The organism is Hydrogenophaga sp. GW456-12-10-14-TSB4 (genome assembly GCF_059424305.1).
In genome coordinates this window covers 1-11732 of the sequence record NZ_JBWKZH010000009.1, presented here as the reverse complement: position 1 = coordinate 11732, position 11732 = coordinate 1, and the positions used below count along the sequence as shown (strand labels likewise).

The window sequence follows — 11732 nt, the reverse complement described above, 5'->3', positions numbered from 1 at the left end:
GGTGAGGAGTGTGATCAGGTGGGTTCGAGCATGCCGGCGGCCGATTCCATGTCCACCGCCACGATGCGGGAGACGCCCTGCTCCTGCATCGTCACGCCGATCAGCTGCTCCGCCATTTCCATGGCGATCTTGTTGTGGCTGATGAAGAGGAACTGGGTTTCCTTGGACATCGCGGTCACCAGTTTCGCATAGCGTTCGGTGTTCGCGTCGTCCAGCGGCGCGTCCACCTCGTCCAGCAGACAGAACGGCGCCGGGTTGAGCTGGAAGATGGCAAACACCAGCGCGATGGCGGTCAGCGCCTTCTCACCGCCCGAGAGCAGGTGGATGGTCTGGTTCTTCTTGCCGGGCGGCTGCGCCATCACCTGCACGCCGGCATCGAGGATTTCCTCGCCGGTCATCATCAGCTTGGCGTTGCCGCCCCCGAACAGCTCGGGGAACATGCGGCCGAAGTGGCCGTTGACGGTGTCGAAGGTGCTGCCCAGCAGTTCGCGGGTTTCGTTGTCGATCTTCTTGATCGCGTCTTCCAGCGTGTTCATGGCCTCGACCAGGTCGGCCGTCTGCGCATCGAGGAAGGTCTTGCGCTCGCGCGCGGCGGTGAGTTCGTCGAGCGCGGCGAGGTTGACCGCGCCCAGTGACTGGATCTCGCGGTGCAGGCGGTCGATCTCGCTCTGCAGGCCGCTCAGGCGGACATTGCCTTCGGTGACGCTTTGCGCCACCGCCGCCAGATCGGCCTGGGCCTCTTCCAGCAGCTGGCTGTATTGCTCCACACCCAGGCGGGCGGCCTGCTCCTTGAGCTGGAAATCGGTGATGCGGTTGCGCAACGGTTCGAGTTCGCGCTCCAGTTGCAGGCGGCGCTCGTCGCTGGCGCGCAGCTTGGCGGTGAGTTCGTCGTACTGGCTGCGCAGCGCACCCAGGGCCTGCTCGCGCTCCATTTTCATGGCCAACGCGTTCTGCAGACCGGCCTGGGCCGCGGCGTCGTTGAGCCGCCCGAGTTCCTCGCTGGCGCGCTGCTGCTCGTCGGCCAGCGATTTTTCCTGGCTGGCGGCGGTTTCCATCGAGCGCTGCAGCTCGCTCTGGCGCGCCTGCAGGCTGCGCAGCGCGAACACCGCTTCCTGCGCGGTGCGCTCCAGCGAGCGCTGCTGTTCGCGCGCCTGGTTCAGCGCGCGCTCGGCTTCGATGACCTTGTCGTCGAACTGCGCGTGGCGCTCCTGGCTGTCGGCCAGCTGCATGTCCAGTTCCTCGAAGCGGGCCTCGGCCGTCACGCGGCGTTCCTGCAGCTCTTCGAGCTGGGCATCCACTTCGGCGAGGTCGGCGCCGATCTGTTCGCTGCGCGCGCGGGTCTGCTCGGCCAGTTGCGTCAGGCGCAGGGCTTCCACCTGCAGCTCGTGGGCGCGGCTGCGCGACTCGGCGGCGTCGCGGCGCGCGCTCACCAGGCGCTGCGAGGCGTCGGTGTAGGCCGCCTCGGCGCGGATCAGGGCGGAGCGGGCCTGTTCGGCGATCAGCACCTGGGCCTTGAGCTGCTTGTCGATGTTCTCGATTTCCTGCGCGCGCGCCAGCAGGCCGGCCTGCTCGCTGTCGGGCGCGTAGAAGCTCACGCTGTGCGCGGTGACGGCGTGGCCGCTGGCAACGAAGATCACCTCGCCGGGCTGCAGTTGCGCGCGCTGGGCGAGCGCCTCTTCCAGGCTGGAAGCCGTCAGGCAGCCGTGCAGCCACTCGGCCAACAGCGCCTGCTGGCCGGCGTCGTTCAGGCGCAGCCATTGCACCAGGGGTTTGAGGCCGGTGGCGCTGCTGGCGGCCGCCGCGCCGGGCGGCGGGCTGTAGAAGGCCAGCTTGGCGGGCGGCGCGTCGTTGCCGAAGGCCCGCACCATGTCCAGGCGCGACACCTCCAGCGCGCTCAGGCGCTCGCGCAGCGCGGCTTCCAGGGCGTTTTCCCAGCCGGTTTCGATGTGGATGCGGCTCCACAGGCCCTGCAGGCTCTCCAGGCCGTGCTTGGCCAGCCAGGGCTTCAACTTGCCGTCGGTCTTGACCTTGTCCTGCAGCGCCTTGAGCGCCTCCATGCGGGCCGACAGGTCGGCCTGTTTCGCGGACTCCTGGTTCACCGCCTGCTGCGCGGCGCGACGGGCTTCGTCGAGCTGGGGCACGCTGTCCTGCAACTCGTGCAGCACGGCGTCGTTGAGTTCGGCGGTTTCCTGCGCGCTGGCCAGCTGGGTCTGGGCGCTGAGCAGGCGCGCTTCGTCCGGCGCGGCCAGGGCGTTGCGGTCGGCCACGAGGCGCTCACGGCGCTGGTTGAGCGCCCGGCTCTGTTCCTCGACGTTGCGCTGTTCGGCGGCCAGCACCTGGATCTGCTGCTGCACCTGCGTGACGCTGGCACGCTGTTCGTTGGCCCGCGCCTGGGCCTGGCGCAAGCTGTCTTCCAGCGCGGGCAAGGCGCCCGACTGCTCTTCGCCCTGCGCGGCCAGCACGACCGACTGGTCTTCTGCCTGCACCATGGATTCGGCCAGCTGTTCCAGCTCCACCGCCGCGTCCTGGCTGCGCGTGGCCCAGGTGCCCAGTTGCTCCTTGAGCTGCGCCAGGCGCTGCTCGACGCGCTGGCGGCCTTCGACCACGAAGCGGATCTCGGCTTCGAGCTTGCCGACTTCGGCACTGGCTTCGTAGAGCTTGCCCTGGGCCTGGTTCACCTGATCGCCGGCCGCGTAGTGGGCCTGGCGGATGGTCTCGAGTTCGGATTCGACGCGGCGCAGGTCGGCGGTGCGCGATTCGAGGTCGTTGACCGCCTGGGCCGCATCGGTCTTCACCTTGACCTGGTCGGACTCGGCCTCGGCGCGCTTGAGAAACCACAGCTGCTGCTGCTTGAGCGTGGCGCTGGACTGCAGGTGGTTGTAGCGCGCGGCGACCTCGGCCTGCTTCTCCAGCTTGTCGAGGTTGGCGTTGAGTTCGCGCAGGATGTCTTCCACCCGCGTGAGGTTTTCGCGCGTGTCGGCCAGGCGGTTGGCGGTCTCGCGGCGGCGCTCCTTGTACTTGGAGACGCCCGCGGCCTCTTCCAGGAACAGGCGCAGCTCTTCGGGCTTGCTCTCGATGATCCGGCTGATGGTGCCCTGGCCGATGATGGCGTAGGCGCGCGGGCCCAGGCCGGTGCCCAGGAACACGTCCTGGACGTCGCGGCGGCGCACCGGCTGGTTGTTGATGTAGTAGCTGCTGGTGCCGTCGCGCGTGAGCACGCGCTTGACCGCGATCTCGCCGAACTGCCCCCATTGGCCGCCGGCGCGGTGGTCGCTGTTGTCGAACACCAGCTCCACGCTGGAGCGGCTGGCCTGCTTGCGCGTGGTCGTGCCGTTGAAGATCACGTCCTGCATGGACTCGCCACGCAATTCGGAGGCCTTGGACTCGCCCAGCACCCAGCGCACCGCGTCCATGATGTTGGACTTGCCGCAACCGTTGGGCCCGACCACCCCCACGAGCTGGCCGGGCAGCATGAAGTTGGTGGGTTCGGCGAAAGACTTGAAGCCGGAGAGCTTGATCGAGTTGAGACGCACGCTGGGAGGCCCCCTGGCATAGCCAAGTATTTGATTTCAAAGGCATTTCCCCCGTCGCGGCGGCGACGGAGGGGTCGCTGATGATACCGTGCGTGCGCCCCGGGGTACGGTACGGGGCACCCTTTGCGCCAAGCCCGATAATCGGCGGCCATGAACCCCTTGCTTTCGCGCCTGCAGCCCTACCCCTTCGAGCGGCTGCGCAAGCTCTTTGCCGACGTCACCCCCAACCCCGCACTGCGCCCCATCAGCCTGGGCATCGGCGAGCCCAAGCACGCCGCGCCCGACTTCCTGAAACAGGCCCTGGCGGCCTCGCTGGACACCGGGCTGAGCAGCTACCCCGCCACCGCGGGCACCCCGGCACTGCGCGAAGCCTGCGCCGCCTGGGTGCAGCGCCGCTATGGCGTGACCCTGGACCCGACCAGCCAGCTGTTGCCGGTCAACGGCTCGCGCGAGGCGCTGTTTGCCTTCGCCCAGACCGTGATCGACCCGACCCGTCCGGGCGCCACGGTGGTCATGCCCAACCCGTTCTACCAGATCTACGAAGGCGCGGCCCTGCTGGGCGGCGCCGAGCCTTACTACGTGGCCAGCGACCCGGCGCGCAACTTCGCTGCCGCCTGGGACAGCGTGCCGGAGGCCGTGTGGGCGCGCACGCAGCTGCTGTTCGTGTGCTCGCCGGGCAACCCCGCCGGTGCCGTGATGCCGCTGGACGAATGGCAGCGCCTGTTCGAGCTGAGCGACCGCCACGGCTTCGTGATCGCTTCCGACGAGTGCTACAGCGAGATCTACTTCCGCGACGATGCGCCGCTGGGCGGCCTCGAAGCCGCGCAACGCCTGGGCCGCAGCGACTTCCGCCGCCTGATGATGTTCACCAGCCTGTCCAAGCGCAGCAACGTGCCTGGCCTGCGCAGCGGCTTCGTGGCAGGCGACGCCTCGCTGATCAAGCCGTTCCTGCTCTACCGCACCTACCACGGCGGCGCCATGAGCCCGGTGGTGCAGGCGGCCAGCGTGGCAGCCTGGGGCGACGAAGACCATGTGGTGGACAACCGGCGCCAGTACCGCGAGAAGTTCGCCCAGGTCACGCCGCTGCTGGCCGAGGTGCTCGACGTGGCCCTGCCCGATGCCTCGTTCTACCTGTGGGCGGCCGTGCCCGCGTCCTTTGCCGATGCCGCGGCCGGCCTCAGTGCCGACGAGGCGTTCGCCCGCGAGCTGCTGGCTCAATACAATGTGACGGTGCTGCCCGGCAGCTACCTGGCCCGCGAGGTGGGCGGCGTGAATCCGGGCACCGGCCGCGTTCGCATGGCCCTGGTGGCCGAACCCGCCGAATGCCTGGAAGCCGCCGGGCGCATCCAGGCCTTCCTGTCGCGCCGCGCCTGACGCGAACCGTCCCGCTTTCTCTTTTTTTTCACCCTTGCTCTTCTGAGACCCATGACCCAACAACTGCAAACCCTGATCGACAACGCCTGGGACAACCGCGCCGAACTCTCCCCCGCCTCCGCCCCCAAGGAAGTGGTGGACGCCGTGGAGCACGTGATTGCCGAGCTCAACAACGGCCACCTGCGCGTGGCCACGCGCGAAGGCGTGGGTCAGTGGACGGTGCACCAGTGGATCAAGAAGGCCGTGCTGCTGTCGTTCCGCCTGAAGGACAACGAAGTCATGCGCTCGGGCGACCTCGGCTTCTTCGACAAGGTCAAGACCAAGTTCGCCCACCTGAGCGAAGCCGAGATGAAGGCCACCGGCGTGCGCGTGGTGCCGCCGGCCGTGGCGCGCCGCGGCAGCTACATCGCCAAGGGCGCGATCCTGATGCCCAGCTACGTGAACATCGGCGCCTATGTCGATGAGAACACCATGGTCGACACCTGGGCCACGGTCGGCTCCTGCGCGCAGATCGGCAAGAACGTGCACCTCTCGGGCGGCGTGGGCATCGGCGGCGTGCTGGAACCGCTGCAGGCCGGCCCGACCATCATCGAAGACAACTGCTTCATCGGCGCCCGTTCGGAGGTCGTCGAGGGCGTGGTGATCGAGGAAAACTCCGTCATCTCCATGGGCGTGTACATCGGCCAGAGCACCCCGATCTACGACCGCGCCACCGGCGAAGTGAGCTACGGTCGCGTGCCTGCCGGCTCGGTCGTGATCAGCGGCAGCCTGCCCAAGGACGGCGGTAAGTACAGCCTGTACGCGGCCATCATCGTCAAGCGCGTGGACGCGCAGACCCGCTCCAAGACCAGCCTGAACGACCTGCTGCGCGATTGAGATCGAGGTAGCAGCGGCGGCCCGGATCAAACCACAGGGAGACGGCATGAGCAGCGGAACGATGGAGCGCATCCTGCGCCTGATGGCCGACAAGAAGGCCTCGGATGTGTACCTGACGGCGCACGCGCCGGCCATGATCAAGATCAACGGGCAGACCATCCCCGTCAACAGCCAGGTCCTGCCGCCGGATGCGCCGCGAAACCTGCTGGCCGAGATCGTGCCGCCCACCCGCATGGAAGAGCTGCAGGAAACCGGCGAACTCAACATGGCGGTGCCGCTGGACAACCTGGGCAACTTCCGTGTCAGCGCCTTCCGCCAGCGCGGCCACATCGCGGTCGTGATCCGCTACGTGTCGAGCGAGATCCCGGCGCTGGACTCGCTCAACGTGGCACCGGTGCTGGCCGATCTGATCATGGAAAAACGCGGGCTCATGCTCATGGTCGGCGCCACCGGCGCGGGCAAGAGCACCACGCTCGCGGCCATGATCGACCACCGCAACGAGCAAGCGACGGGCCACATCCTGACGATCGAAGATCCGATCGAGTACGTCTACCGCAACCGAAAGTCGGTGGTGAACCAGCGCGAGATCGGGCCCGACACCGCCTCGCTGCAAGTCGCCCTGAAGAACGCGTTGCGGCAGGCGCCGGATGTGATCCTGATCGGCGAGATCCGAGACCGCGAGACCATGTCGGCCGCCATCTCCTACGCGCAGTCGGGCCACCTGTGCCTGGCCACGCTGCACGCCAACAACAGCTACCAGGCCCTCAACCGCATCCTGAGCTTCTACCCGGTCGAGGTGCGCCCCACGATGCTGGGCGACCTGGCGGCCGCGCTGCGCGCCATCGTCTCGCAACGCCTGCTGCGCACCCACACCGGCGGGCGCGTGCCGGCGATGGAGGTCATGCTCAACACCTCGCTGATCGCCGACCTGATCCAGAAGGCGGACTTTTCGGGGGTGCGCGACGCCATGGAGAAGTCGCTCGCCGAAGGCTCGCAGAGCTTCGAGCAGGACCTGGCCCGCCTGATCAACGACGGCCTGGTCGCCCGCAACGAGGGCCTGGCCCACGCCGACTCGCCCAACAACCTGCTCTGGCGCCTGCAGAACGACTTCAACGCCACCAAGGCAAGCGAAGCGGCGCAGGCCTCCGAAGAAGACGCGGGCGACAACGCCACCTTCACCGAGTTCACGCTCGACGTCAAATTCTGATCCGATGACCGACACCCTGCGCCTGACCGAAGCCCTGATCGCCTGCCCCTCCGTCACCCCCCGCGACGAAGGTTGCCAGGCGATGATCGGCGCGCGGCTGGCGCGACTGGGCTTTGCCTGCGAAACCATCGAGAGCGGCCCGGCCGACTTTCGCGTGACCAACCTCTGGGCCCGCCTCGGCCAGGGCCGACGCCCCACCCTGGTGTTCGCCGGCCACACCGATGTGGTGCCCACCGGCCCGCTCACCGCCTGGACCAGCGACCCCTTCGTACCCAGCCACCGCGACGGCAAGCTGTTCGGCCGGGGCACGGCCGACATGAAGACCTCGCTGGCGGCCATGGTGGTGGCCTGCGAGGAGTTCGTCGCCGCGAACCCGGCACCGGCGATCGACGTGGCCTTCCTGCTCACCAGCGACGAAGAAGGCCCGGCCCTGGACGGCACCGTCGTCGTCTGCGATGCCCTTCGGCAGCGCGGCGAGCGGCTGGACTGGTGCATCGTCGGTGAACCGACCTCGGTCGAACGCACCGGCGACATGATCAAGAACGGGCGGCGCGGCACCATGAGCGGCAAGCTCACCGTCAAGGGCATTCAGGGCCACATCGCCTACCCGCACCTGGCGAAGAATCCGATCCACCTCGCCGCCCCGGCGCTGGCCGAACTCACGGCCACGGTGTGGGACGAAGGCAATGCGTTCTTCCCGCCCACCAGCTGGCAGATCAGCAACATCCACGGCGGCACCGGTGCGAGCAATGTGATCCCGGGCACGGTCGTGATCGATTTCAATTTCCGTTTCTCCACCGAGTCCACACCCGAAGGCCTGCAGCAACGCGTGGCCGAACTGCTGCAGCGCCACGGCCTGCAGCCCGGTGCCGACTTCGACCTCGACTGGACGCTGGGGGGCCGCCCCTTCCTGACGCAGCCCGGCACCCTCGTCGATGCGGTGCGCGCGGCCGTCCACGCCGAGGTCGGCATCGACACCACGCTGTCCACCACCGGCGGCACCAGCGACGGCCGTTTCATCGCCCAGGTCTGCCCGCAGGTGATCGAACTGGGCCCGCCCAACGCCACCATCCACAAGATCGACGAGCACGTGGCCGTGGCCGACATCGAACCGCTCAAGAACATCTACCGCCGCACGCTGGAGCACCTCGACGCCCACGCCCGTGCGCCCGCTTGAGCCCACCGTGAACCTGAACGAACTCCTCACCCAAGCCGGTCAACGCCTGGAGGCCGCGCAGCTGGCCTACGGCCACGGCACGACCAACGCCCAGGACGAAGCCGCCTGGCTGGTGCTCTGGCAACTGGGCCTGCCGCTGGACAGCGATCTGGACGCGCTGGCCAACCACCCCATCGGCACCGCCGAGCAAACCGCCGTGCTCGACCTGGTCCAGCGCCGCATCGACACGCGCGAACCGGCGGCCTACCTCACCGGCGAGGCGTGGTTGCAAGGCGTGCCGTTCTACGTGGACCGCCGCGCCATCGTGCCGCGCAGCTTCATCGCCGAGCTGCTGGCCGAAGGCTCCATCGACCCCTGGCTGGACGACCGCACCCGCGACGTGCTCGACCTGTGCACCGGCAACGGCAGCCTGGCCGTGCTCGCCGCCATGGCCTACCCCGAAGTGCAGGTGACCGGTGCCGACATCTCGCCCGACGCGCTCGCCGTGGCGCGCATCAACGTCGATCGGCACAGCCTGCAGAACCGCGTCCGGCTGGTCGAGTCCGACGGGCTCGCGGCCTGCCCCGGTCCCTGGGACCTCATCCTCTGCAACCCACCCTACGTGAGCGCGCGCAGCATGGCCGCGCTGCCGCCCGAGTACCTGGCCGAGCCCGGCCTCGCGCTGGACGGCAACACGGCCGGCGGCCAGGACGGCATGGACTTCGTGCGCGTCCTGCTGCGCGACGCGACCCGCTGCCTCAAGCCAGGCGGCGTGCTGGTGCTCGAGATCGGCAACGAACGCGAGCACTTTGAAGCGGCCTTTCCCGAACTCGAAGCCATCTGGCTCGAAACCAGCGCTGGCGACGACCAGGTGCTGCTGCTCACCCTTGAATCCCTTTCGGCACTGCCCGATCCGCAGGCGCCCCGCTCATGATCACCTTGAAGAATGTTGTCCTTCGCCGTGGGGCGAAGGTCTTGCTCGATGGCGCCTCCTGCACCATCAACCCCGGAGAAAAAGTCGGTCTGGTGGGGCGCAACGGCGCCGGCAAATCCAGCCTGTTCCGCCTGCTCGACGGCACCCTGCACGAAGACAAGGGTGATTTCAACGTGCCTCAGCAATGGCGCATGGCGCAGGTCGCGCAGGACATGCCCGAGACCGACATGTCGGCCACGCAATTCGTCATCGAAGGCGACTCCACGCTGCTGAAAGCCCAGGAGGAAGTGACCGCCGCCGAAGACAGCGGCGACGGCGAGCGCATGGCCCACGCCTACATGGCGCTGCACGATGCCGGCGCCCACGATGCGCCGGCGCGTGCGCAGGCCCTGATCCTCGGTCTGGGTTTCCGCATCGACGAGCTGGAGCGCCCGGTCGACAGCTTCTCCGGCGGCTGGCGCATGCGCCTGCAGCTCGCGCGCGCCCTGATGTGTCCCAGCGAATTGCTGCTGCTCGACGAACCCACCAACCACTTGGACCTCGACGCCCTGGTCTGGCTCGAAGCCTGGCTCAAGCGCTATGACGGCACCCTGCTCGTGATCAGCCACGACCGCGAATTCCTCGACGCCATCACCAACGTCACCGTGCACATCGAGCGCGCGCTGCTCAACCGCTACGGCGGCAACTACAGCCGCTTCGAGGACATGCGCGCCGAACAGATGGCCCTGCAGGCGACCTCGTACGCGCGCCAGCAGGAGAAGATGGCCCACCTGCAGAAGTTCATCGACCGCTTCAAGGCCAAAGCCAGCAAGGCCAAGCAGGCGCAGAGCCGCGTCAAGGCGCTGGAGCGCATGGAGAAGATCGGGCCGGTGCTCGCCGAGGCCGACTTCAACTTCGAGTTCAGCGAACCGCAAAACCTGCCCAACCCCATGCTGGCCATGGAAGGCGTCACCTTCGGCTACCCACCGCGCGAACCGGGCGGCGAGCCGGTGGCCATCGTGCGCGGCATCAGCCGCTCGGTGCTGGCCGGCCAGCGCATCGGCATCCTGGGCGCCAACGGCCAGGGCAAGTCCACCGTGGTCAAGACCATCGCCCGGGACCTCCAGGCGCTGGCCGGGCAGATCACCGAGGGCAAGGGCCTCAACATCGGTTACTTCGCCCAGCAGGAACTCGACGTGCTGCGCCCGGCCGACACGCCGCTGGAACACATGATCCGGCTGGTGCGCGACTGCACCGCACAGGGACGGCTGAGCGGCCAACCCACACGCGAGCAGGACCTGCGCAGCTTCCTGGGCAGCTTCAACTTCACCGGAGATCAGGTCAAGCAGAGCGTGGGCAGCATGAGCGGCGGCGAGAAAGCCCGCCTCGTGCTGTGCATGATCGTCTGGCAGCGCCCCAACCTGCTGCTGCTCGACGAACCCACCAACCACCTGGACCTGGCCACGCGCGAAGCGCTGTCCGTGGCGCTCAACGAGTTCGAGGGCACCGTCATGCTGGTCAGCCACGACCGCGCCCTGCTGCGCGCCGTGTGCGACGAGTTCTGGCTGGTCTCGCGCGGCGGCATCGAGCCCTTCGACGGCGACCTCGATGACTACCAGCGCTACCTGCTCGACGTGGCCAAGCAATCGCGCGAGGCACAACGCCAGGAGCAGCGCGGCCAGCAGGCCGCACCGCCCCCCGCGGCGGCGGCGCCCAAGGCGCCGGAACCGGCTCGCGCGCCGGACCAGAAGCGGCAGGACGCCCAGCGCCGCCAGCAGCTGGCCGAAAAGACCCGGCCGCTGAAGAAAGAACTCGAACAGACCGAGAAGCGCATGGCGCAACTCGCGCAAGAGAAGACGCGCCTGGAAGCGGCCATGAGCCAACCCGCCAGCCCCGCCGACATCGCGGAGTCGGGGCGCCGCCTCAAGGCCGTGAACGACGAGAACGACGCGCTGGAAGCCCGCTGGCTGGAGCTGCACGAAGCGATCGAGGGCGCCTGAGCCCGACGGGACAGCGGGGCCAACCCTCCGCCGCAGCGGCTGGAGTATCCTGTGGACGCCGCCTGCCCTGGGCGGCGCTCTCGAACCACCCGGAAAGGCCCCTTCACATGATGTCCATTCTCGGCACGCTCTTCATTGGTCTCATCGCCGGCTTCATTGCCCGGGCGCTCAAGCCTGGCGACGACGGCATGGGTTGGATCATGACCGCCGTCCTCGGCGTGGCGGGCGCCTTCGTCGCCGGCTACCTGGGCGCGGCGCTCGGTTTCTATCAGCAGGGCGAGCCCGTGGGCTTCATCGCCTCCGTCATCGGCGCCATCCTGCTGCTGGTGATCTACGGCTTCATCAAGAAAAAGTGAGCGGCGCCGGCCCGCTCCCGGCCGGCCGTTGATTCATTTCCCGTCGCTGGTGGCTGCGCCGCCGGCGCGTCAATCGTGCGCTTGGGCCACGAAAACGGGCGTCTGAATCCCGAAATTTGGCACTTCATTCTCCTGTGACAGTGGCGCGCATGGCCTGCGATATGGTTCGCAGCCATTCGCCACATGCCCCAGCGTCCTGTGCCCATCCTTCAAGCCGCTCCCGCCCTCGCTTCCCGTTCCTTCCCCCTCCCTGTCTTCCTTCGCTGCCTGCGACACCTGGCACTGATCGCAGGCACCTGCGCCGGCCTGCAAGGCCC

9 protein-coding genes are annotated in these 11732 nt (G+C 68.2%); 7 read left to right on the top strand and 2 right to left on the bottom strand.

Annotated elements, in window-relative coordinates; genetic code table 11:
• Positions 1 to 14: 14 nt before the first annotated feature.
• Positions 15 to 3533, bottom strand: coding sequence for a chromosome segregation protein SMC (smc, locus tag AC07ZS_RS06810; RefSeq protein ID WP_494797828.1), 3519 nt, complete (start codon positions 3531 to 3533; stop codon positions 15 to 17).
• Between the two features lie 150 nt (positions 3534 to 3683).
• Between smc and dapC the strand changes: the two genes are divergently transcribed.
• The 7 genes from dapC (at position 3684) to AC07ZS_RS06775 (ending at position 11415) form a co-directional block, all read left to right on the top strand.
• Complete coding sequence (gene dapC, locus AC07ZS_RS06805) at positions 3684 to 4907, top strand: succinyldiaminopimelate transaminase (protein WP_494797827.1); 1224 nt, start codon at positions 3684 to 3686, stop codon at positions 4905 to 4907.
• 51 nt (positions 4908 to 4958) lie between these two features.
• Positions 4959 to 5783 carry a 2,3,4,5-tetrahydropyridine-2,6-dicarboxylate N-succinyltransferase gene (dapD, locus tag AC07ZS_RS06800; RefSeq protein WP_494797826.1) on the top strand — a complete coding sequence of 275 codons (825 nt, stop codon included), beginning with the start codon at positions 4959 to 4961 and terminating at the stop codon, positions 5781 to 5783.
• Between the two features lie 46 nt (positions 5784 to 5829).
• Positions 5830 to 6990: a PilT/PilU family type 4a pilus ATPase gene (locus AC07ZS_RS06795; RefSeq protein WP_494797825.1), complete on the top strand. Its 1161-nt coding sequence runs from the start codon at positions 5830 to 5832 to the stop codon at positions 6988 to 6990.
• Positions 6991 to 6994: 4 nt separating this feature from the next.
• Positions 6995 to 8167, top strand: coding sequence for a succinyl-diaminopimelate desuccinylase (gene dapE, locus AC07ZS_RS06790; protein WP_494797824.1), 1173 nt, complete (start codon positions 6995 to 6997; stop codon positions 8165 to 8167).
• A gap of 7 nt (positions 8168 to 8174) precedes the next feature.
• On the top strand, positions 8175 to 9080 hold the full coding sequence (gene prmB, locus AC07ZS_RS06785; RefSeq protein ID WP_494797823.1) for a 50S ribosomal protein L3 N(5)-glutamine methyltransferase: 906 nt from the start codon (positions 8175 to 8177) through the stop codon (positions 9078 to 9080).
• Entirely contained in the window at positions 9077 to 11059 is a 1983-nt protein-coding gene (locus AC07ZS_RS06780) for an ABC-F family ATP-binding cassette domain-containing protein (RefSeq protein ID WP_494797822.1), read from the top strand. Before prmB ends, AC07ZS_RS06780 begins: the two co-directional genes overlap by 4 nt.
• A gap of 107 nt (positions 11060 to 11166) precedes the next feature.
• On the top strand, positions 11167 to 11415 hold the full coding sequence (locus tag AC07ZS_RS06775) for a GlsB/YeaQ/YmgE family stress response membrane protein (RefSeq protein WP_494797821.1): 249 nt from the start codon (positions 11167 to 11169) through the stop codon (positions 11413 to 11415).
• A 69-nt stretch (positions 11416 to 11484) separates the two neighbouring features.
• Here AC07ZS_RS06775 and AC07ZS_RS06770 read toward each other — a convergent pair.
• Positions 11485 to 11732: hypothetical protein (locus tag AC07ZS_RS06770; protein ID WP_494797820.1), on the bottom strand; the 248-nt coding region annotated here is incomplete at its 5' end.